We start from the raw sequence: 20,272 nt of genomic DNA on the forward strand, positions 1-20,272 counted from the left end.
GACACTTAATCACTGCGCGTTGCCGCAGGCATTCACATGTGTTGATTCAGGAGGAGCCACCCGTGGAGTTCGACGTCACCATCGAGATCCCGAAGGGGTCGCGGAACAAGTACGAGGTCGACCACGAGACGGGTCGCATCCGCCTGGACCGTCGCCTCTTCACCTCGACCAGCTACCCGGCCGACTACGGCTTCGTCGAGAACACCCTCGGCGAGGACGGCGACCCGCTGGACGCGCTCGTCATCCTGGACGAGCCGACGTTCCCCGGCTGCCTGATCAAGTGCCGCGCCATCGGCATGTTCCGCATGACGGACGAGGCCGGCGGCGACGACAAGCTGCTGTGCGTCCCCGCCTCGGACCCGCGCGTCGAGCACCTGCGCGACATCCACCACGTGTCGGAGTTCGACCGCCTGGAGATCCAGCACTTCTTCGAGGTCTACAAGGACCTGGAGCCGGGCAAGTCGGTCGAGGGTGCCGACTGGGTCGGCCGCGCCGAGGCCGAGGCCGAGATCGAGGCCTCCTACAAGCGCCTCGAGGCGCAGGGCGGCGCCCACTGAGTGGGTTCCTGATTCATCCGTGACGGGCGGTGCACCTGCTGGTGCACCGCCCGTCGCACATCTGTCCCGTGACACACCCATACTGGGCGGGAAACCGACCGTGCGTCGCGGAGTGAGGGCGATAACAGTGGCGGAGCCGGACGGCCCGGAGGACCGGAAACCGCAGTCGGACGAGGCGCACAGCGCCTTCACCCCGCCCGCCGGGGTGGAACAGCTGGTGGTGGCGGAGGAGGAGCATCCGACCTCCGAGTTCGCCGTTCCCAAGGGGCTGGCTCCGGAGCCGCCGGCCGAGCGGGAGGGCTCGGCGTTCGCGCTGCCCTCGACGTACTCGGCGAAGCAGGCGCCGCAGGCCTTCACACCCGCCCATGGGATGCCGCTCGTGCGGCTGCCGGCGGACGCGCCGTGGCAGGACCGGATGCGGACGATGCTGCGGCTGCCGGTGGGTGACCGGCCGGTGCCGGAGACCGCGCCCAAGGACGACGAGCCGGGGCCCGCGGTGGGCCGTGTGCTCGACCTGACCCTGCGTATCGGCGAGCTGCTGCTCGCGGGCGGCGAGGGCGCGGAGGACGTCGAGGCGGCGATGTTCGCGATCTGCCGCAGCTACGGCCTGGACCGGTGCGAGCCGACGGTGACGTTCACCCTGCTTTCGATCACGTACCAGCCGTCGCTCGTGGACGACCCGATCACGGCGAACCGGACGGTCCGGCGGCGCGGCACGGACTACACCCGCCTTGCGGCCGTCTACCAGTTGCTCGCCGACATCAACGCGGAGGAGCACGACGTCACGCCGGAGGAGGCGTACCGGCGGCTCGCGGAGATCCGCCGCAACCGGCACCCGTACCCCGGCTGGGTGCTGACGACGGCGGCGGGTGTCCTGGCGGGGGCGGCCTCGGTGCTGCTCGGCGGTGACTTCACGGTCTTCTGCGTGGCGGCGCTCGGCGCGGTGCTCGGCGACCGGCTGGCGTGGCTGTGCGCGGGGCGCGGGCTGCCGGAGTTCTACCAGTTCCTGGTGGCGGCGATGCCGCCGGCCGCGATGGGCGTGCTGCTGACGATGCTGCACGCGGATCTGAGGCCCTCGGCTGTCATCACGGGTGGCCTGTTCGCCCTGATCCCGGGGCGGGCGCTCGTGGCGGCCGTGCAGGACGGTCTGACCGGCTTCTACATCACGGCCTCGGCCCGGATCCTGGAGGTCGGGTACTTCTTCGTGGCGATCGTGGTGGGTGTGCTGTCGGTGCTGTACGTGGCCGTGCAGTTCGACGCGCAGCTGAATCCGGAGGGGGCGCTCAGTCCGGTCGAGCGTCCGGTGGTGCAGATCCTGGCGTCGATGGTGCTGTGCGCGACGTTCGCCATCCTGTTGCAGCAGTCGCGGGCGACGGTGCTGTTCGCGACGTTGAACGGCGGGGTGGCGTGGGTGGTCTACGCGTCGATCGCGGTGACGGCGGACGGCTCGGCGGTCATGGCGACGGCGGTGGCGGCGGGCCTGGTGGGTCTCTTCGGCCAGCTGACCGCCCGGTACCACCACACGTCCTCGCTGCCGTACGTGACGGCGGCGATCGGGCCGCTGCTGCCGGGTTCGGCGACGTACTTCGGTGTGCTGTCGATCGCCCAGAACAACCTGGACCAGGGCTTCGCCAACCTGGCGAAGGCGGCGGCCCTGGCCCTGGCGATCGCGATCGGCGTGAACCTGGGAAGCGAACTGGCCCGCCTCTTCATGCAGGCCCCGCGCGCGGCGGCGGCACGGCGTGCGGCGAAGCGGACCAGGGGCTTCTAGCGGGTTCTGCGGGTCTTCGGGTTCTGCGGGTCTTACGGGAGCCCGGGGCTCGGGGCCCTTCGGGTTGCGTCAGCGCTTGGCGTGGCGGCCGCGGCCCGGGTTCGGGGTGCCGGGGGCGTCGTGGCCGTTCTCGTCGTCCTCGGACTGGGCCTTGGCCTTGGCCTTCTTCGACTGCGAGCGGGCGCGGAGGTACTCGATCACGATCGGGACCACGGAGATCAGCACGATCAGGATGAGGATCGCCTCGATGTGCTCGTGCACGAAGTCGATCTTGCCGAGGGAGGCGCCGAGGATGGTCACACCCGCGCCCCAGAGCACACCGCCGATGATGTTGAACGTGATGAACGAGCGGTAGTTCATCCGGCTGACACCGGCGATGATCGGCGTGAACGTCCGCACGATCGGCACGAAGCGGGCCAGGATCAGCGACTTCGGGCCGTGCTTCTCGAAGAACTCGTGCGCCTTCTCCACGTTCTCCTGCTTGAAGAGCTTGGAGTCGGGGCGCTTGAAGAGGGCGGGGCCGACCTTGCGGCCGAAGAGATAGCCGACCTGGTCGCCGATGATCGCGGCGGCCACGATGAGCGTGCAGACGAGCCAGAGCGGCGTGTCCAGCTTGCCGGTGGTGACCAGCAGGCCGGTGGTGAAGAGCAGCGAGTCGCCGGGCAGGAAGAACCCGATGAGCAGGCCGGACTCGGCGAAGACGATGACGAGGACACCGATCAGACCGAAGGTCTGAATCAGATAGTCCGGGTCCAGCCAGCTCGGTCCGAGGGCAAGCGTATTCACGGGGTTCCGGGCTCCTGCGGTCGGTGAGAGAGAGGGGGACGGCTGCCCCAAAGTATCAACGCATTCTTACCGACCCGGGTTCCACGGGCCCCCGGTGGGCGTTCCCGGGATGCGACGGCGGGCGGCGGGTCCGAGGCTGGTGGCCAGGAGGTGGATGCGGATGGGCATCGAGGATTACGGCGGCGGCCAGGGGCCGCACCCGGACGTGCTGGTCGTCACCACGAACGACGTACCCGGCTACGAGGTCCGGCAGATCATCGGCGAGGTCTTCGGACTGACCGTGCGCTCGCGGCATCTGGGCAGCCAGATCGGCGCGGGGCTGAAGTCGATGATCGGCGGGGAGCTGAAGGGTCTGACGAAGACCCTGGTGGAGACCCGCAACCAGGCGATGGAGCGGCTGGTGGAGCAGGCGAAGGCGCGCGGCGCCAACGCCGTGCTGATGTTCCGCTTCGACGTGACGGAGGCGGCCGACGTGGGGACGGAGGTCTGCGCCTACGGGACGGCGGCGGTGATCGCCCCGCGCGCGTGAGGGCTGATCCTGGGGCGCGACACCCTCAACTCTCGGGGTGTTGTGCGGCATTTGTGCCCCTATGGTGGGGCGGTGGCCATCGATACCCCGTCGTCCGGGCCCCCGCCCCACGTCCCCGAGACGCCTCTGCGCATCCTGCTGCCGCAGGTGCTGCCCGCCCTCGTCGTGGGCGTGCTGTCGAGCCTGCTCTTCCTGGGGATCGAATGGATCTCCGAGGAGTTCGAGCACGTTCTGTGGAACACCCTTCCGGACGCACTCGGGATCGGCGGCTACTCGTCCCTCTGGGTGATCGTCATGCTCACCGCGACCGGCATCGCGGTGGGCCTGGTCATCTGGAAGGTCCCCGGGCACGCGGGCCCCGATCCTTCCGAGACCGGTCTCGGCGGCGCCCCGCTGGCGCCCTCGGTCGTCCCGAGCCTGCTGCTGGCGGGCACGCTCACGCTGGCGGGCGGGGTGAGCCTCGGCCCGGAGAACCCGATCATCGCGGCGAACATCGCCCTCGCCTACTGGCTCGGGCGCAAGGCGGCGCCGTCCTCGCCGGCCGCCTTCTGGGTCTCGCTGGCCGCCGCCGCCACCATCGGCGCCCTCTTCGGCACCCCGGTGGCCGCCGCCCTGATCATCTCCGAGGCCCTTGCCAACCAGCCGGGCCCCGGATCGCTGTGGGACCGGCTCTTCGCGCCACTCGTCGCCGGCGGGACGGGGGCCATGACCACGTCCTTGCTCGCGCATCCCAGCTTCGACCTGTCGCTGCCGCCGCTGACCGACCCGGGCTGGGCCGATCTGCTCGCCTCGCTGGTCGTCGCCACCGTGGCCGCCCTCTTCGGCCTCCTCTGCTGCTACGGCCTCCCCCACGTCCACCGGGCCTTCCGGCGGCTGAAGCACCCGATGCTGATGCTGCCGGCCGGCGGTCTCGTCCTCGGCCTGCTGGGCGCGCTCGGCGGACCTCTGACGCTCTTCAAGGGCCTGGATCAGATGAAGGAGCTCGTCGCGAACCTCGGCGGCTGGTCCTCCGGCGAGCTGGCCAAGATGGCGGTGGTCAAGCTCGTCGCCCTGCTGGTCGCCGCCTCCTGCGGCTTCGTCGGCGGCCGGATCTTCCCCGCCGTCTTCATCGGCGTCGCCTTCGGCATGCTGGCCCAGGCCCTGGTCCCGGAGATCCACCCCGCGGTCGCCATCTCCTCCTCCGTGCTCGGCGTGCTGCTCGCGACCACCCGGCAGGGCTGGATCAGCCTCTTCGTCGCCGCCGTCCTCGCCTCCTCCCCGGCCATGCTCTCGCTGCTCTGCCTGGCCTCCCTGCCCGCCTGGCTGGTCGTCACCGGCCGCCCCCAGCTCGAACTCGACAAGACCGGCGCCTCGCTGCGCTGACCATCCCCTGCCGGATATCCCCCTAAGGAGTCCCCATGCCGCTGCACAAGGGCCCCGGCGAGCCCGAGTCCGAGTCGGACCGGCACCTCGCCCTCAACCCCTTCTACGGTCTCGCCAACCCGGTCGGCGGCATGACCGAGGCGCCGCCACGCCACCGGCTCCCCGACGGGCCGCTGCCGCCCATGAGCGCCTATCAGCTCGTCCACGACGAGCTGATGCTCGACGGGAACTCGCGGCTGAACCTCGCCACCTTCGTGACCACCTGGATGGAGCCCCAGGCCGGTGTGCTGATGGCCGAGTGCCGCGACAAGAACATGATCGACAAGGACGAGTACCCGCGCACCGCCGAACTGGAGCGGCGCTGCGTCGCCATGCTCGCGCAGCTGTGGAACGCGCCGGACCCCACGGCCACCGTCGGCTGCTCCACGACCGGCTCCAGCGAGGCGTGCATGCTCGCCGGCATGGCCCTCAAGCGCCGCTGGTCCAAGCGGAACGCCGACCGCTACCCGGGCAGCGCCCGGCCCAACCTGATCATGGGCGTCAACGTCCAGGTCTGCTGGGAGAAGTTCTGCAACTTCTGGGAGGTCGAGGCCCGGCTCGTCCCCATGGAGGGCGACCGCTTCCACATGGACGCGGAGTCGGCCGCCGCGCTCTGCGACGAGAACACCATCGGTGTCGTCGCCGTGCTCGGTTCGACCTTCGACGGCTCCTACGAACCGGTCGGGGAGATCTGCGCCGCGCTCGACGCCCTCCAGGAACGGACCGGCCTCGACATCCCCGTCCACGTCGACGGCGCGTCCGGCGCGATGATCGCCCCCTTCGTGGACGAGGAGCTGGTCTGGGACTTCCGGCTGCCGCGGGTCTCCTCGATCAACACCTCCGGTCACAAGTACGGCCTGGTCTATCCGGGCGTCGGCTGGGCGCTGTGGCGCTCGCCCGCCGAACTCCCCGAGGACCTCGTCTTCCGGGTCAACTACCTGGGCGGCGACATGCCGACCTTCGCCCTGAACTTCTCCCGGCCGGGCGCCCAGGTCGTCGCGCAGTACTACACGTTCCTGCGGCTCGGCCGGGACGGCTACCGGGCGGTCCAGCAGACCACCCGTGACGTCGCCCGGGGGCTCGCCGAACGGATCGAGGCCATGGGCGACTTCCACCTCCTCACCCAGGGCGACCAGCTGCCCGTCTTCGCGTTCACCACGGCCCCGGACACCACGCGCTTCGACGTCTTCGACGTCTCGCGCCGGCTGCGGGAGAGCGGCTGGCTCGTCCCCGCGTACACCTTCCCCGCCAACCGGGAGGACCTGTCCGTGCTGCGCGTGGTGTGCCGCAACGGCTTCTCCGCCGACCTCGCCGACCTCTTCATCGAGGACCTGCGGCGTCTCCTGCCCGAACTCCGCAGCCAGACAGGCCCAGCGCCGAAGGACCCGGGGGCCGCCACCTCCTTCCACCACTGAGTCGGCCGCTGGTTCGCCCCTGAGTACGCCCTTGAGTCCGCCCCTGAACGCGGTGCCCGGCGGGGGCTGTCAGAGGCGCTCGCCCTCGCAGGCCAGGGCGAACTTCTGCCAGTGCTCGCCGTCGGCGGATATCGCGTACGAGCACGCGGACCCGGAGCGGAGCATCCCGATCGGCGTACGGCGGGTGAAGCTCGTGCCCTCGCCCGAGGGGCGGAAGCTTCGGCCGCCGTCGACGCTCACGAACTCCTGACCCTCGGCGGTGATCAGGACCCGGCCCGCCGGGCCCGGCACCGGCAGGCCCTGGAGCGTGCGCGGCTCGTCGACCGGCCCCGTCGTCCACATCCGCTCCCAGGTGCGGCCGCCGTCCAGGGAGCGGTGCAGGGCGCGCATGGGGTTCTTCACCGGGTTCCCGCCCTTCAACTCGCCCTTCTCCGCCGCGTAGACGGCGTCCTGGCCGACCGCGACCGAGGTGTACCAGCCCGGTTCGCTGGTCGGGCTCGGCAGGCGGCTGAGCGACCAGCTGCGGCCCTGGTCCCGCGAGACGGCGACGGCCGCCCGGCCGGAGAGCGGGTCGGTGCCGGAGGCCCACCAGGAGCCGTCCGGCTCCGCCACCTCGGCCGGCCTCGGACGGGCCCCGAGCGGCGGCCCCTGCGCGAGCGCCCGCCGCCGCCCGTCACCCGGGTCGATCACGACCAGCCGCTCCCGCGCGCACTCGCCGTCGGTCGGCGGTCCGGCGGGCTCGGCGCAGTCGGTGGTGAGAACGGCCCCGGCCGGGATCACCGGAGCCGTACCGCTCGTGCGCGCGTCGCCCTGACGCCAGGTCCGCCCGCCGTCCCGGGTGAACCAGGTCCGCCGGGTCTCCGCTGTCGCCCCGCCCTCCTCGATCAGGGCGCGGCCGGGACCGAGGACCTTCAGGTCCGCCGAGATGCCGTCCGTCGGCCGGACCTCGGGCAGCGGGGACCGGCGCAGCACCCAGCTCTTCGCTCCCCGGTCGAGCACGGCCACGGGCTGGCGGCAGAAGCCGCTCTCCGGCGCCCGCGCGTCCCGCACGCAGTCGGCGAGCAGCGCGAACCCGCTCCCGTCCGCCGCGAACCCCGGGCTGTGCGACCACCCGGGCAACCCCTCGGCGGACGGTATGCGCGGCGGAGCGCCGACCCCGCCACCCGAACCGCCCTTGCCGGGCGGACTCGTCCCCTCCCCCGTGCACGCCGCCACCATCAGCAGCGTCACGACGGCGCCCACCACTCCATGAAGCCGATGAACCCTGCGCATCCCCCGTCCCCCTGTCCCTCAGGCAGACGGCCCCCGGTGAACCGTCTGCCTTAGGTACACCGCTCGACCGCTTCGGGTTCCCACTCCCCCACGACGGGTTCCGGAAGCGCCGCAACCGCAACCGCAACCGCCGGCGCTACGCGCTCAGGCGCTTGAACCTCCGTACCGCCAGCGGGAAGAAGACCGCGAGGAGCACCAGCGGCCACACCACCGCCGCCAGCACGTGCCCCGGCTCGCCGCCCGGGTTGCCGAACAGGTCACGTACCGCCGTCGCCGTCGCCGACATCGGGTTCCACTCCACGACCGTGCCCAGCCAGCCCGGCATGGACTCGGGCGAGGCGAAGGCGTTGGAGAGGAAGCCGACCGGCCAGACCAGGATCTGTACGGCCATCACCAGCTCCGGCTTGCCCGCGACCATCGCCAGGTGGATGCCGATCCAGAGCATCGCGAAGCGCAGCAGGAGCAGCAGCCCCATCGCCCCCAGGAACGCCCCGAAGCCGCCGTGCGCGCGCCAGCCGATCGCGTACCCGACACCGACCATCAGCAGCAGCCCGGCCGCGGACTGGAGCATGTCGGCGACCGAACGCCCCACCAGGACCGCCCCGTCGACCATCGGCATCGAGCGGAACCGGTCGATCACGCCCTTGTTGAGGTCCTGCGTGACGGCCGTCATCGTGCCTTCGAGGCCGAAGACCATCGTCAGCGTCAGCATGCCGGGCACGAGGAAGTCGACGTAGTCGCCCTCGATCCCCCGCCCTCCGCCGACGAGATAGCCGAACATCAGCAGCATCATGATCGGGAAGGCGAGCCCGACCACCATCACGATCGGCTGCCGCGCCCAGTGGGCCAGCTCCCGCCGGGTCATGGTCCAGCAGTCGCTCATCACGTACGCCACGCTCATGCCGCCACGCCCTTCGCCCGCTTCGCGCCCACGTTCGCCGTCTCGCCCGCGTTCTCGTTCCCGCCCGCGTCGGCCTTCCCGCCCGCGTTCTCGTTCTCGTCGCCCGTCAGGTGGAGGAAGACCTCGTCGAGGGTCGGCCGCCGCAGGGCGATGTCCTCCGCCTCGATCCCGGCCGCCTCCAGCGCCCGTACGGTCTCGGCGAGCGCCGCCATCCGGTCGGTCACCGGCGCGCTGATCCGCCGCCGGTCCGCGTCGACGCTCACCTCGGCGGCGGGTACGGGCAGCATGCGCGCCGCCTCGTCGAGTCGCCGGGCGTCGCGCAGGACGACGTCGATGCGGTCGCCGCCCACCTTCGTCTTCAGCTCGTCGGCCGTTCCGTCGGCGACGACCCGGCCCCGGTCGACGACCGAGATCCGGTCGGCGAGCTGGTCCGCCTCCTCCAGGTACTGCGTGGTGAGCAGGACCGTCGTACCGCCGCCCACCAGCGAACGCACCGACTCCCACACCTCGCCCCGGCCCCGGGGGTCGAGTCCGGTCGTGGGCTCGTCCAGGAAGAGCACCTCCGGCTCGGTGATCAGCGAGGCGGCGAGGTCGAGGCGCCGCCGCATGCCGCCGCTGTACTGCTTGACCGGCTTGCGCCCGGTGTCGGTGAGCCCGAACCGCTCCAGGAGCTCGTCGGCCCGCGCGCCCGCCCGGCGGGCGCCCAGGTGGTACAGCCGCCCGAACATCTCCAGGTTCTGCCGGCCGCTCAGCTCCTCGTCGACGGCCGCGTGCTGCCCGAGGAGCCCCATCCGGCGCCGCACCTCGGCCGCCTGGCTCCGGACGTCGAAGCCCGCCACCCGCACCACGCCCTCGTCGGCCCGCAGCAGGGTGGCCAGGATCCGTACCGCCGTGGTCTTGCCGGCACCGTTGGGGCCCAGCAGGCCGTGCACCGTGCCGCGCCCCACGCGCAGATCGAGGCCGTCGAGCGCCTGCTTGTCGCCGTACCGTTTCCGCGCGCCCTCGACGACGATCGCGTCAGTCATTCCAGCCTCCCAGCCCAGCCGAACCCGAACCCAGCCCAGTAGTCAAACTTGACCACTTGATCGAAGGTACGCCTCGACGGTTCGATTAGTCAAACTTGATTAGAGGGAATCCCCCGGATCGGGCTCGCCCGTCGCGAACGGGTTCTCCTCACCCTCGGCAAGCACCCCCACGAAGGGGTCACCCTCGCCCGCGAAGGTGTACGCGCCCGCCTCGATCCGCTCGATCAGACCGAGCGTCCACTCCTTGCCCGCATCGGCCGAGTGGATCCAGAGGTGCATGATCTCGCCGATGTGCCCGAGCTGCTGCGGGCCGCTCTCCGGGGTGTAGTACTCCGTGACGCCCTCGCGCCACTCGTCGAGCACCCGCACCCGCTGCCGCAGCAGCTCCACCGCCTCCGCCCTGGGGAGGTCGACGATGAAGCCGATCCCCGCGGACAGGACGTCCATCTTCTGGTCGTACGTGGTCAGCGCCTCGCGCAGCAGCGTGAAGTACTCCGCCATGCCCTCGTCCGTCACCTCGTACTCGGTGCGCGGCGGGCCGCCGGCCGTGCTCGGCGCGATCTCGTACGCGCGCAGCAGGCCCTGCTTGGCCATCTGCTTCAGCGCGTGGTAGATCGAGCCGGGCTTGGCGTTGGACCACTCGTGCGCGCCCCAGAACTCCAGGTCGTTGCGGACCTGGTAGCCGTGGGCCCGCCCGTGCTGGCGCACCGCGCCGAGGACAAGTAGCCGGATCGCTGACACCTTCGCACCTCCTAGTCAATTTTGACTAGGGTACGGGTCGCTGCCCTTGCGCGCCTTACGCGCCCGTGCCCTGCTCCTCGCCCTGCTCCTCCGCGATCAGCGTGAAGGAGTCCTTGCCGTCCAGGGACTCCCGGACGATGTCCGCGTGCCCGGCGTGCCGCCCCATCTCCTGGACCAGGTGGAGCAGCATCCAGCGGATCGAGACCCGGCCGTCCTTCGGGAACCAGGGCGCCGGCGGCAGCGGGAAGGTGTCGTCCAGGCTCGGGACGGAGCGTACGAACTCCTCGGTCTCCTTCGTCACGCCCGCCCAGAAGGCCAGTACCTCGGGGATGCTCTCGCCCTCCATGAGCCGGAAGGCGTCGCCCCAGGTCTCCTGGGAGCGCTCCTTCTCGTTCGGGCGCTGCTGGGCGAGCCGCAGCCAGACCAGCTCCACCTCGGCGACGTGCTTGATCAGCCCGGAGAGGCTGAGCGCGCTCGCGCTGGGGCGGCTCGCCGCCTGCTCCTCGGTGAGGCCGAGGGCGGCGCGGCGGATTGCGGCCCGCTGGGCCTCGACGAAGTTGAGGAACGCTCCGCGCTCGTCGCCGTGGGCCTCCGCGGGAACAAGAGCAACCATGGTTCAGTCCGCCTTCCTGACACGAAAGTGAGAGTGGGTGCCGGGGAGTTCTCCTCTCCCGACACCCACCACGTTATGAAGCCTTGCGGACAGCTACGGTCCTAGAACGGGAACCGGCTCCGGCCGTGCTGGATCGAGATCCACTTCTGCGTCGTGAACGCCTCGATCATCGCGTCGCCGTTCAGCCGGCCGACGCCCGAGTGCTTCTCGCCGCCGAACGGCACGATCGGCTCGTCGTGCACGGTGCCGTCGTTGATGTGGATCATGCCGGTGTGGATGCGCTTGGCGACCCGTACGCCCCGCTCGGTGTCACCGGTGTGGACGGCGCCGCTCAGGCCGTACGGGGTGTCGTTGGCGATCCGTACCGCCTCCTCCTCGCCGTCGAAGGGGATCACGAGGGCGACCGGGCCGAAGATCTCCTGACTCAGGACGGGCGCGTCGGCCGGGAGGCCGCCGAGGACCGACGGGGAGACGACGTTGCCGTCCGCCGAGCCGTGCAGCAGGGCCGTCGCGCCGGCCGCCACGGCCTGCTCGACGACGGCCGAGACGGACTCGGCCTGCTGGGAGTTGATGAGCGGGCCGATGTGGGTGGCGGGGTCGGCCGGGTCGCCGACGCGCAGGGTCTTCACCTTGGCGACGAACTTCTCGGTGAACTCGGCTTCCACCGTGCGGTCCACCAGGATCCGGTTGGCGGCCATGCAGACCTGCCCCTGGTGCACGAAGCGGCTGAAGACGGCCGCGTCCACGGCGTAGTCGACGTCGGCGTCGTCGAGGACGATGAGCGCGCTGTTGCCGCCGAGTTCGAGGACGGCGTGCTTGAAGTTCTGCGCGCAGACGGTGGCGACGTGGCGGCCGACCTTGTCGGAGCCGGTGAAGGAGATGACCTTCGGGACCGGGTGGGTCAGCAGCGCGTCGCCGATCTCGGCGATGTCGGTGACGACGACGTTCAGCAGACCGGCCGGCAGACCGGCGTCCTCCAGGACCTTCGCGACGAGCGTGCCACCGCAGATCGGCGTGTTCTGGTGCGGCTTGAGGACGACCGCGTTGCCGAGCGCGAGCGCGGGCGCGACGGACTTGAGGGAGAGCAGGAAGGGGAAGTTGAAGGGCGAGATGACACCGACGACGCCGACCGGGAGGCGGTAGACGCGGTTCTCCTTGCCGTCGACCGGCGAGGGCAGGATGCTGCCCTCGGGGCGCAGGGCCAGGTGGATCGCCTCGCGCAGGAACTCCTTGGCGAGGTGCAGCTCGAAGGCCGCCTTCAGGCGCGTACCGCCGAGCTCGGCGACGATCGTGTCGCCGATCTCCTGCTCGCGCTCCTCGACGATCCGCAGTGCGCGCTCGAAGACGAGCCGGCGGGTGTACGGGTTGGTCTCGGCCCACTCGCGCTGGGCGCGCTCGGCGGCCCGGTAGGCGCGGTCGACCTCGTCGGCGGTGGCGACGGTGATCGAGGCGAGCTTCTCCCCGGTGTACGGGTTGAAGTCGATGATGTCCCACGAGCCGCTGCCCGGCTTCCACTCGCCGTCTATGTACTGGTGAGCCAGGTCGGTGAAGTAGGACATGAGGCGAGACCCCTTAACCCGCGGTGGCGGACGCTGTGGCGACCGTGACGGCCGGGACGGCCGTGATGGCTGCGTTTACTGATGTCACGTCATCGTACTTACGTCCTACGTGAGTTGAAGGAGTCCCCGAAGAAGATCACGGCTTTCGGCCGGATCGGGACTCTCCTGGGCCAGCCGCTCCATCACGCGCGCGTACTGGGCGACCTCCTCGCGCTTGTCGAGGTACAGCGCGCTGGTCAGCTGCTCCAGGTAGACGACGTCGGAGAGGTCGGACTCCGGGAAGCTCAGCATCGTGAAGGCGCCGCTCTCGCCCGCGTGTCCGCCGTAGCTGAAGGGCATCACCTGGAGCGTGATGTGCGGATGCTCGGAGATCTCGATCAGGTGCCTCAACTGGCCCTGCATCACGGCCCGGTCGCCGTAAGGGCGGCGCAGGGCCGCCTCGTCGAGGACGGCGTGGAAGTGCGGGGCGCGCTCGGAGACGAGGACCTTCTGGCGCTCCAGGCGGAGCGCGACGCGGCGGTCGATCTCGGCGCGCGGAGCGTCGGGCATGCCGCGGGTGACGACGGCGTGCGCGTACGCCTCGGTCTGCAACAGGCCGTGCACGAACTGGACTTCGTAGATCCGGATGAGCGAGGCGGCGCCCTCCAGGCCGATGTACGTCTGGAACCAGCCGGGCAGCACGTCGCCGAAGCTGTGCCACCAGCCCGCCACGTTGGCCTCGCGGGCGAGCCCGAGCAGCGAACCGCGCTCGGAGTCGTCGCTGACCCCGTAGAGCGTGAGCAGGTCCTCGACATCCCTTGCCTTGAAGCTCACCCTGCCCAACTCCATACGGCTGATCTTGGATTCCGACGCACGGATCGAGTAGCCGGCCGCCTCGCGGGTGATGCCGCGCGATTCGCGCAACCGCCTCAGCTGCGAACCCAGCAGGATGCGTCGCACGACGCTTCCGCTCGCTCCGCTCGATTCGACTGCGGTCACGGCTCCAGCCTCTCCTTCGCGGTCTCGGGCCCCCGGAGCCCCGGATTCTGCCACTAAACGCTTCAGCGCGTACACATTCGATTACGGAAAGACGGCGACTTCAGGGCGACTTCCCGATCAAGACGAAATCGATGCGCAGAAGATATGCATAAAATCGGCACGGGGCCGGACAGGTCCGGCGCGTGCACGTGCATCTGCCCTTGCATCCAGTGGTCGCATTCGGAACGATGGACCCCGCGCAACCGCACCACATCCGCGATTCGCCGCGATTCCCGGGAGTGCCTCGCATGGGGACGAATGGATCGACCATGCTCGAGCCGTTACGGCAGGGGCTTCCGCCGATCGATCCCGCCACGGTCTCCAACTCGGCCTCCTGCGCCCTGCCGCCCGCGTACGAAGCGGTGCGCGGCGCACGGAAGTTCACCCGGGCCACGCTCGCGCAGTGGGATCTCACCGAACGCTTCGACGACGTCGCCCTGGTCGTCTCCGAACTCGTCACCAACGCGCTGCGCCACGCGCTCCCGTCGGAGTCGACGCCGGACTACGCGCCGGAGTACGGCTCGGACGAAGGCCGGAACACTCCCCCGGTCCGCCTGCATCTGATGCGCTGGACCAGCCGCCTGGTCTGCGCGGTGCGCGACCCCAGCCACAAGAGCCCGGAGACGCGCTCGCGGGACGAGGACTTCGCGGCGGAGTCGGGACGCGGGCTCTTCCTGGTCGACTCCTTCAGCGACAGCTGGGGCTGGCACCCGCTGGCCGGGACGCTGCAGGGCAAGGTGGTCTGGGCGCTGTTCCGGCTCGGACAGGAGTGACGGGACGCTCCTTCTGGCTGCACGCGTTCTACGCGTGTATCCGCCCGGTACACATATAGAGGAAGGGCCCCGGCGGGGACGCCGGGGCCCTTCCTCGTGTCACACCAAGTGGTCGAACTCCCCGTCCTTGATGCCCAGGAGCATCGCCTCTATCTCGGCGGGCGTGTAGACCAGCGCGGGTCCGTCCGGGTGGCGCGAGTTGCGCACGGCGACGTTCCCGCCCGGCAGCTTGGCGAACTCCACGCAGGAACCCTGGGAGTTGCTGTGCCGGCTCTTCTGCCACACGACATCCTGGAGCTCCGTGGCCGCCATGCCGTTGTACGCGTGATGCGCATGCGCATGATGCACTGGTAGCTCCCCGAGATGATTGATGCAGGTGTCAACTTCCTCGGATCATAGCTGTGTTCATATGCCAATGCATGAGCAGATGCACGTGCACGGGGGGTGGCGTAGCGACTACGCGACTCCGTGCGACCTCGTCCACGTGACCCCGCACGCGAGGCCTGGCGTCAGCGAGCTACCGACGAGTAGGGCAAGAGTGCCATCTCGCGGGCGTTCTTGACGGCCCGGGCGATCTGGCGCTGCTGCTGCGCGCTCACGCGCGTCACCCTACGGCTTCGGATCTTCCCCCGGTCGGAGATGAACTTCCGCAGGAGGTCGGTGTCCTTGTAGTCGACGTATGAGACGCCGTCGCGGTCCAAAGGGTTCGGTCGGGGCTTGGACGAGTTGGCGGACCTGGCGGACTTGGAGGACTTGGAGGTCTTGGCAGGGGTTCGGGGGGACTTGGGGGGCACGGTCAGACCTCCAGGAGGGAGTCGAAGGCGGGCGGGAGCTGCTTCCAGGCCTCGCGCCCGGCGGCGTACTCGGCATCGGTGAGCAGGCAGGAGTCGAGGACCTCGGCGAGGCCCTCGCGGTCCAGGCCGGGCGAGGTGAAGACCAGGTGCTGGCAGCGGTCGCCGTGTTCGGGGTGCCAGTCCATGGCGGCGGCGGCCCGGCGGACGGGCGGGATCATCTCCCAGGCCGCGTCGGGCAGGGAGACCAGCCAGGGGCCGACGCTCTCGACGCAGAGCGCGCCACCGGCGGCGTCCCAGTGGAGCAGGACGTCGGGCTTGTCGGCGAGCCAGAAACGGCCACGGCTGCGGGCGGCGGCGCAGGTCAGCTCCTCCAGGGCCGCGTACAGCCGCGCGGGGTGGAAGGGCCTGGTGTGGTGCCAGACGAAGGTGGTCACCCCGCTGTCGTCCGCCTCCTGGGGCAGCAGCGCGCAGGCCGGGTGCTGGGCCGCCGCGGCGGCCTCGACGTCGAAGCCCGCGAGGGCGGCTGCGGCGAGCTCCGTACCGTCGGCGCCGGGGGCGGGGGCTGAGGCGGGAATGGGGGCGGAGGCTGAGGTGGGGGTGGGGGCGGAGGCTGAGGTGGGGGTGGGGGCGGGGGCTGAGGTGGGAATGGGGGCGGAGGCTGAGGTGGGGGTGGGGGCGGGGGCTGAGGTGGGGGTGGGGGCGGGGGCGCGGTTGGGCTCTGAGGCGACGGGGATCTGGCGGGCGGTGGGGTGGAGTTGCGTGAGGAGCGCGCGGTCCGTGTCGTCCGCGGCCGGGCCGCCCTCCGGGTCTTCGACGACGGCCAGGACGGACGCGTACTCCAGTTGGCGCGCCCAGGTGTCGGCCACGGTGCGCTGATCGGTGGCGGCGGCCGCGAGCCCGACGTCGGCGAGGTCGTCGCCGTTGCCGAGGCAGGGCAGGACCAGGGCCGGGTCGACGGCGGTGATCACGGACGTCAGCCGGAGCCCGGCCGCGACCACGACCTCGGCCATCGCCTTGGGTTCGACGGAGTCCCAGAGTTCGACGACCGCGAGCCGGGTGAGCCCGGAGTCGGCGAGTCGCCGCAGCTCGGGGACGAGGTCCTCGCGCAGGGCGCAGCAGGCGCAGTCGTTGACGAGCGGGGTCTCGCCGGTGGACAGGACGCCGGTGGCGTCGCGGACCGTACGGGCGACCGTCCCGGTCTCCGAGGCGGTCGCCAGGTCGTGGTGGAGCGCGACGCTACCGGGGACGGCGGAGAGGAGCCGGTCCACGGTGGTGCGGCGGGCTTCGGAGTGGAGGCCGCCGACCAGGGCGACGGAGAGGGGGCCGGGGCCCCCTTGGGAAGGCGTGGACATCAACGCGCCGCCTCGCGCCGTCCGTACCGCTGCTCGAAACGTTCGACGCGGCCGGCGGTGTCGAGTACGCGCGCGGTGCCGGTGTAGAAGGGGTGGCTCGCCGAGGAGATCTCGACGTCGACGACGGGGTAGGTGTTGCCGTCCTCCCACACGACGGTCTTCTCGCTCGTGAGCGTGGACCTGGTCAAGAAGGCGAAGTCACCGGCCTTGTCACGGAAGACGACCGGGCCGTACGGGGGATGGATGTCGTGGCGCATGGTGCTCAGCGCTCCTCTCGGAAGTCGACGTGCCGGCCCGCGACGGGGTCGTACTTGCGCAGGGTGAGGCGGTCGGGGTCGTTGCGGCGGTTCTTGCGGGTGACGTAGGTGAAGCCGGTGCCGGCGGTGGACCGGAGCTTGATGATCGGGCGGAGTTCGTTGCGGGCCATGGTGTGTAGAGTAAATGAAAATGGTTCTCGTTTCCAACTAGTTTCTCCGCCTTCATCCGAGAGGTAGGTCACCCTTGTCCGCCCACTGCCAGCTGACCGGCGCACAGCCCGGCTTCGGCAACCGCATCTCGCACTCGCACCGCCGCACGTCACGGCGGTTCGACCCGAACATCCAGAAGAAGCGCTACTGGCTGCCGAGCGAGGGCCGGTACGTCCGGCTGACGCTGAGCGCCCGCGCGATCAAGACCGTCGACACGATCGGCGTCGAGGCCGCCGTGGCCCGGATCCGGGCGCGGGGGGTGCGGATCTGATGGCGAAGAAGAGCAAGATCGCGCGCAACGAGCGGCGGCGGGGCGTGGTGGAGCGGTACGCGGCGCGGCGCGCCGAGCTGAAGGAGATCATCCGGCGGCCGTCCGCTCCGGGGGCCGAAGGGGAGGGGGCGGTACAGGAGGCGGCTGTACGGAAGTCGGCAGTGCGGGAGGCGGCTGTGCGGGAGGCGGCTGTGCGGGAGTTGCGCCGCCAGCCGCGTGACGCGAGCGCGACGCGCGTCCGCAACCGGGACGCTGTGGACGGGCGGCCTCGGGGGCACCTGCGGAAGTTCGGGATCTCACGGGTGCGGCTGCGGGAGCAGGCTCATGCGGGGTTCTTGCCGGGGGTGCGTAAGGCGAGTTGGTAGCGGCATTGGCGGGAGGCCGGGTGCGGTCCCGGGCGGGTGCAGTCCCGGGCCGGTGCGGTGCCGTCAGGCGCGGTCCGTGGGTGGGGCGAGGGACTCCGACAGGTCGTCCAGGGCGTCCAGAAGCAGACCCGCGCCCTTGCGGAGCAGCGGGTCCGTCATCAGCGGCCCGGAGTTCGCGACCGTCTCGCGGAGCTCGTCCCACTCCGGCACCCTGCGCTCCCGTACCGCCTTCCCGCCCCGTTCCGTCGACCGGCGCAGCGCCTCCGCGAGGGTCGCCGCGGCCGGGACGGGCGGGGCGCCGCGTTCCGGCAGATGCGCCTCCATCAGCATCGCGACCCGGCCGAACTGGGCCAGCGCGTGCCCCGCGTCGTCCGCCGCGGCCCGTGACAGGCCGCGGTGGCGCACCGGTTCGTGGGTCGCCCGGTCCAACGCCTCCTGCCAGGCGATCCGGGCGGCGCGGGTGTCGAGCAGCGCCTCGCGCACGTCGGCGCAGACGTGGCCGGCCGGGTTGGCGTAGTGGGCGACGACCGAGGCGGCGTAACGGCCGTCGGTCACCAGCCAGTCGGCGAGGCGGCCGCGCAGCCGGGGCGTCTCCCAGGCGGGGTAGACGGCGTACGCGAGCATCGCGAGGACCCCGCCGAGGAGGGTGAGTACCACCCGCTCGTACACGGTCTGGGTCCAGGCCGAACCGCCCATGCCGAGCAGGAACACGACGTACGCGGCGACGCACACCTGGCTCACGGCGTACCCGGTGCGCATCAGCAGGTACATCCCGAAGGCGCAGGCCACGGCGAGCGAGGCGGAGGCGTACACGCCGGGGTCGGCGACCTCGACGACGGCGGTGGCGAGGGCGACGCCGACGAGGGTGCCGCCGAAGCGGGCGACGGAACGGGAGTACGTCTGCGAGAAGTCGGGGCGCATGACCATCACGGAGGCCATCGGGGCCCAGTAGCCGTGGCCGAGGGGGAGGGCGGAGCCCAGGACGTAGCCGGCGGTGGTGACGGCGGTGACGCGGACGGCGTGCCGGAAGACCGGGGAGTCGGGGCGGAGTTCGGCGCGCATGCGGGCGGCGACGACGGGGGCGAGGCGGAGGAGGGTGGGGCGGGCGCGGGACTTGGGCTGGGACTGGGACTGGGAGGCGGTCTGGGTGCGGGTTTGTGCGCCGGCTGCCGTGGGGGTTTGTGTGCGGGTTTCTGTGGGGGTTGGTGTACGGGTTTCTGTACGGGGTTCGGCCGTCTCGACGACGTCGTCCAGGAGGGCGGCGAGGCGGACGGCGGCGCGGCGGGGTGGTCCGTCGAGGATGGCGACGGTGTCGGGGGTGCGGAGGGCGGCGACGGCGCCGGGCGGGAGGTCGACGGGCTCGCCGTGCCGGATCGCGTGGGCGGCGGCGTCCAGGACGGAGGCGGCCGCGGCGAGGAGTTCGCGGACGCGGTCGCGTTGCGGGCCCTCGGCGGGGGCACCGACGGCGGGGTCGGCGAGGGAGGCGAGCACGGGGCGGATCCGCTCGGCGAGGCCCCGGGCGCCGTGGAGTTCGGCGGGACGGCTGCGGGCCTGGCGGGGTGTGACGGCGGCGGCGCTGCGGGCGGTCATGAGGGGGACGGGGTCGAAGGGGGCGACCGGGTCCTGGCGGAGCCGCCGGGCGTAGTCCGCCTCGGCGGCGAGGGCGTCGGCGAGCGCGTCGCGCTGGGCGCCCCAGCGGCGGACGGGGAGCAGGACGACGAGGGCCGCCTGGACGACGCCGCCGACGGCGATCATCGCGGCGTGGCCGGCGGCCGCGGCGACGGAGGTGGGGAGGGTGACGGTGACCAGCATCATCGCGACGTTGGAGGAGGCGATGATGCCGATGGTCGGGCCGGCGGCCCAGGCGAGACCGGACAGGAACGTCCAGACGGCGAGCAGGGCGAGGAAGGGGCCGGGGTGGGTGCCGGCGCCGGTGACGTAGCCGAGGAAGGTGGAGACGGCGAGGCTGGCGCCGGAGGCGAGGGCGAGGGTGGGGCGGGGGCGCCAGGACCGCTGGAACGTGGCGATGGCGGCCTGGAAGGCGCCGAACGCGGAGCTGATGGCGGCACCCGGGCCGAAGAGCGCGAGCGTCGCGCCGACGACGAGGGCGAGGCCGAGGGCTGCGCGGGCGGCGACGAGCGGTTCGAGCCGGCGCCGCTCGACGGTGAGCCCGGAACGGGCGGTCGCTTTCAGGGCCCGGAGCCAGCTCATGGCGGGAGCCTATCCGCGAAGCGGTATGAAGCGGTTGATTCCCCCCACCCCACCCCTTCCCGAAACCCTGCCGGGGGCGGGGGTGTGGGTGGGGTGGGGACCCCTGCCGGGGGCCGGGAGGGCGGGGCGCCGCCGGGTGGGACCTTGAGGCGGGGCACCGCCGGAGGGCGGGGCGCCACCGGGAGGGCGGGCGCCGGGTGGGGCCTTGTGGCGGGGTGCCGCCGGAGGCAGGCGCCACCGGGACGGGCTTCCGGAGGGCGGCTCTTGGGGCGGGCACCGCCGGAGGGCGGGGTTTTTATGGTGGGGGTACGGGGCGCGGCCAGACGGGGTGATGTGGCGGGGCGCCGTGGGCGGTTCGGGTCTGGCCTGGGGGGTGGGGCGGGGCCGTGGGCGGTGCAGCCTGACCCCCCGGGGCCGCGTGGCCCCACTGTGGCACACGTCGGCGCCACCCT

Annotated in this window: 22 protein-coding genes; 8 read left to right on the plus strand and 14 right to left on the minus strand. The window is 71.6% G+C overall.

The annotated features are described in order from the left end of the window. The first annotated feature begins 62 nt into the window (after positions 1-62). Both ACFWRO_RS00195 and ACFWRO_RS00200 read left to right on the plus strand, forming a co-directional pair. Entirely contained in the window at positions 63-557 is a 495-nt protein-coding gene (locus ACFWRO_RS00195; protein ID WP_003968257.1) for an inorganic diphosphatase, read from the plus strand. Positions 558-684: 127 nt separating this feature from the next. Then, a complete protein-coding gene (locus ACFWRO_RS00200; RefSeq protein ID WP_384502843.1) occupies positions 685-2,328 on the plus strand; it encodes a threonine/serine exporter ThrE family protein in 1,644 nt (547 codons plus the stop codon). A gap of 69 nt (positions 2,329-2,397) precedes the next feature. On the opposite strand, the gene ACFWRO_RS00205 is transcribed toward ACFWRO_RS00200, so the two are convergent. Continuing rightward, complete coding sequence (locus tag ACFWRO_RS00205) at positions 2,398-3,114, minus strand: DedA family protein (protein WP_384502845.1); 717 nt, start codon at positions 3,112-3,114, stop codon at positions 2,398-2,400. 160 nt (positions 3,115-3,274) lie between these two features. On the opposite strand from ACFWRO_RS00205, the gene ACFWRO_RS00210 reads away from it, so the two are divergent. From ACFWRO_RS00210 to ACFWRO_RS00220, 3 genes are all read left to right on the plus strand, one after another. After that, positions 3,275-3,643, plus strand: a complete 369-nt coding sequence (locus ACFWRO_RS00210) for a YbjQ family protein (RefSeq protein WP_384502847.1) — start codon at positions 3,275-3,277, stop codon at positions 3,641-3,643. A gap of 72 nt (positions 3,644-3,715) precedes the next feature. Beyond that, positions 3,716-5,005: an ion channel protein gene (locus ACFWRO_RS00215; RefSeq protein ID WP_384502849.1), complete on the plus strand. Its 1,290-nt coding sequence runs from the start codon at positions 3,716-3,718 to the stop codon at positions 5,003-5,005. Between the two features lie 35 nt (positions 5,006-5,040). Further along, positions 5,041-6,459 (plus strand): glutamate decarboxylase, encoded by a 1,419-nt coding sequence (locus ACFWRO_RS00220; protein WP_384502851.1) that lies wholly within the window; start codon positions 5,041-5,043, stop codon positions 6,457-6,459. A 69-nt stretch (positions 6,460-6,528) separates the two neighbouring features. On the opposite strand, the gene ACFWRO_RS00225 is transcribed toward ACFWRO_RS00220, so the two are convergent. From ACFWRO_RS00225 to ACFWRO_RS00255, 7 genes are all read right to left on the minus strand, one after another. After that, a complete protein-coding gene (locus tag ACFWRO_RS00225) occupies positions 6,529-7,701 on the minus strand; it encodes a WD40/YVTN/BNR-like repeat-containing protein (protein ID WP_384502852.1) in 1,173 nt (390 codons plus the stop codon). A gap of 166 nt (positions 7,702-7,867) precedes the next feature. Continuing rightward, positions 7,868-8,632, minus strand: a complete 765-nt coding sequence (locus ACFWRO_RS00230; protein ID WP_384502854.1) for an ABC transporter permease — start codon at positions 8,630-8,632, stop codon at positions 7,868-7,870. Next, the gene (locus tag ACFWRO_RS00235) at positions 8,629-9,657 is read right to left on the minus strand and encodes an ATP-binding cassette domain-containing protein (protein ID WP_384502856.1); all 1,029 of its coding nucleotides are present in this window, start codon (positions 9,655-9,657) and stop codon (positions 8,629-8,631) included. Before ACFWRO_RS00235 ends, ACFWRO_RS00230 begins: the two co-directional genes overlap by 4 nt. 99 nt (positions 9,658-9,756) lie before the next feature. Beyond that, on the minus strand, positions 9,757-10,398 hold the full coding sequence (locus ACFWRO_RS00240) for a PadR family transcriptional regulator (RefSeq protein ID WP_384502858.1): 642 nt from the start codon (positions 10,396-10,398) through the stop codon (positions 9,757-9,759). 55 nt (positions 10,399-10,453) lie between these two features. Next, positions 10,454-11,011 (minus strand): DinB family protein, encoded by a 558-nt coding sequence (locus tag ACFWRO_RS00245; RefSeq protein ID WP_384502860.1) that lies wholly within the window; start codon positions 11,009-11,011, stop codon positions 10,454-10,456. Positions 11,012-11,112: 101 nt separating this feature from the next. Then, positions 11,113-12,570 carry an aldehyde dehydrogenase family protein gene (locus tag ACFWRO_RS00250; RefSeq protein WP_384502862.1) on the minus strand — a complete coding sequence of 486 codons (1,458 nt, stop codon included), beginning with the start codon at positions 12,568-12,570 and terminating at the stop codon, positions 11,113-11,115. Positions 12,571-12,675: 105 nt separating this feature from the next. Continuing rightward, complete coding sequence (locus ACFWRO_RS00255) at positions 12,676-13,548, minus strand: helix-turn-helix domain-containing protein (protein ID WP_384502863.1); 873 nt, start codon at positions 13,546-13,548, stop codon at positions 12,676-12,678. 287 nt (positions 13,549-13,835) lie between these two features. Between ACFWRO_RS00255 and ACFWRO_RS00260 the strand changes: the two genes are divergently transcribed. Then, complete coding sequence (locus ACFWRO_RS00260) at positions 13,836-14,360, plus strand: ATP-binding protein (RefSeq protein ID WP_384502865.1); 525 nt, start codon at positions 13,836-13,838, stop codon at positions 14,358-14,360. Positions 14,361-14,459: 99 nt separating this feature from the next. Here ACFWRO_RS00260 and ACFWRO_RS00265 read toward each other — a convergent pair whose 3' ends face one another. The 5 genes from ACFWRO_RS00265 to rpmG all read right to left on the minus strand — a co-directional run bounded on the left by ACFWRO_RS00265 (position 14,460) and on the right by rpmG (position 16,933). Continuing rightward, a complete protein-coding gene (locus tag ACFWRO_RS00265; RefSeq protein WP_384503690.1) occupies positions 14,460-14,672 on the minus strand; it encodes a DUF397 domain-containing protein in 213 nt (70 codons plus the stop codon). A 197-nt stretch (positions 14,673-14,869) separates the two neighbouring features. Continuing rightward, positions 14,870-15,154, minus strand: coding sequence for a 30S ribosomal protein S18 (gene rpsR, locus ACFWRO_RS00270; protein WP_384502867.1), 285 nt, complete (start codon positions 15,152-15,154; stop codon positions 14,870-14,872). A gap of 2 nt (positions 15,155-15,156) precedes the next feature. Beyond that, positions 15,157-16,506 (minus strand): GTP-binding protein, encoded by a 1,350-nt coding sequence (locus ACFWRO_RS00275; protein WP_384502869.1) that lies wholly within the window; start codon positions 16,504-16,506, stop codon positions 15,157-15,159. Continuing rightward, positions 16,506-16,763, minus strand: coding sequence for a type B 50S ribosomal protein L31 (locus tag ACFWRO_RS00280; protein ID WP_384502871.1), 258 nt, complete (start codon positions 16,761-16,763; stop codon positions 16,506-16,508). Before ACFWRO_RS00280 ends, ACFWRO_RS00275 begins: the two co-directional genes overlap by 1 nt. A 5-nt stretch (positions 16,764-16,768) precedes the next feature. Further along, complete coding sequence (gene rpmG, locus ACFWRO_RS00285; RefSeq protein ID WP_362015811.1) at positions 16,769-16,933, minus strand: 50S ribosomal protein L33; 165 nt, start codon at positions 16,931-16,933, stop codon at positions 16,769-16,771. 74 nt (positions 16,934-17,007) lie between these two features. Here rpmG and rpmB point away from each other — a divergent pair, with 74 nt between their 5' ends. Then, a complete protein-coding gene (gene rpmB / locus ACFWRO_RS00290) occupies positions 17,008-17,244 on the plus strand; it encodes a 50S ribosomal protein L28 (protein ID WP_384502873.1) in 237 nt (78 codons plus the stop codon). Then, the gene (rpsN, locus tag ACFWRO_RS00295; RefSeq protein ID WP_384502875.1) at positions 17,244-17,609 is read left to right on the plus strand and encodes a 30S ribosomal protein S14; all 366 of its coding nucleotides are present in this window, start codon (positions 17,244-17,246) and stop codon (positions 17,607-17,609) included. The genes rpmB and rpsN overlap by 1 nt, the downstream gene beginning before the upstream one ends. Positions 17,610-17,672: 63 nt before the next feature. Here the strand turns inward: rpsN and ACFWRO_RS00300 are convergent, their stop codons facing one another. Beyond that, positions 17,673-19,820, minus strand: coding sequence for an FUSC family protein (locus ACFWRO_RS00300; protein WP_384502877.1), 2,148 nt, complete (start codon positions 19,818-19,820; stop codon positions 17,673-17,675). Positions 19,821-20,272 lie beyond the last annotated feature (452 nt).

Origin of the sequence: Streptomyces sp. NPDC058579, assembly GCF_042718575.1 — a bacterium.
Lineage (GTDB): Bacteria > Actinomycetota > Actinomycetes > Streptomycetales > Streptomycetaceae > Streptomyces.

Bases quoted from the DNA above. Each gene is read 5' to 3' on its own strand.
- ACFWRO_RS00210 (WP_384502847.1), top strand. From the start codon at position 3,275: ATGGGCATCGAGGATTACGGCGGCGGCCAGGGGCCGCACCCGGACGTG.
- ACFWRO_RS00220 (WP_384502851.1), top strand. From the start codon at position 5,041: ATGCCGCTGCACAAGGGCCCCGGCGAGCCCGAGTCCGAGTCGGACCGG.
- ACFWRO_RS00230 (WP_384502854.1), bottom strand. From the start codon at position 8,632: ATGAGCGTGGCGTACGTGATGAGCGACTGCTGGACCATGACCCGGCGG.
- ACFWRO_RS00235 (WP_384502856.1), bottom strand. From the start codon at position 9,657: ATGACTGACGCGATCGTCGTCGAGGGCGCGCGGAAACGGTACGGCGAC.
- ACFWRO_RS00245 (WP_384502860.1), bottom strand. From the start codon at position 11,011: ATGGTTGCTCTTGTTCCCGCGGAGGCCCACGGCGACGAGCGCGGAGCG.
- ACFWRO_RS00250 (WP_384502862.1), bottom strand. From the start codon at position 12,570: ATGTCCTACTTCACCGACCTGGCTCACCAGTACATAGACGGCGAGTGG.
- ACFWRO_RS00260 (WP_384502865.1), top strand. From the start codon at position 13,836: ATGGGGACGAATGGATCGACCATGCTCGAGCCGTTACGGCAGGGGCTT.
- ACFWRO_RS00265 (WP_384503690.1), bottom strand. From the start codon at position 14,672: ATGGCGGCCACGGAGCTCCAGGATGTCGTGTGGCAGAAGAGCCGGCAC.
- ACFWRO_RS00275 (WP_384502869.1), bottom strand. From the start codon at position 16,506: ATGTCCACGCCTTCCCAAGGGGGCCCCGGCCCCCTCTCCGTCGCCCTG.
- ACFWRO_RS00280 (WP_384502871.1), bottom strand. From the start codon at position 16,763: ATGCGCCACGACATCCATCCCCCGTACGGCCCGGTCGTCTTCCGTGAC.
- rpmG (WP_362015811.1), bottom strand. From the start codon at position 16,933: ATGGCCCGCAACGAACTCCGCCCGATCATCAAGCTCCGGTCCACCGCC.
- rpsN (WP_384502875.1), top strand. From the start codon at position 17,244: ATGGCGAAGAAGAGCAAGATCGCGCGCAACGAGCGGCGGCGGGGCGTG.
- ACFWRO_RS00300 (WP_384502877.1), bottom strand. From the start codon at position 19,820: ATGAGCTGGCTCCGGGCCCTGAAAGCGACCGCCCGTTCCGGGCTCACC.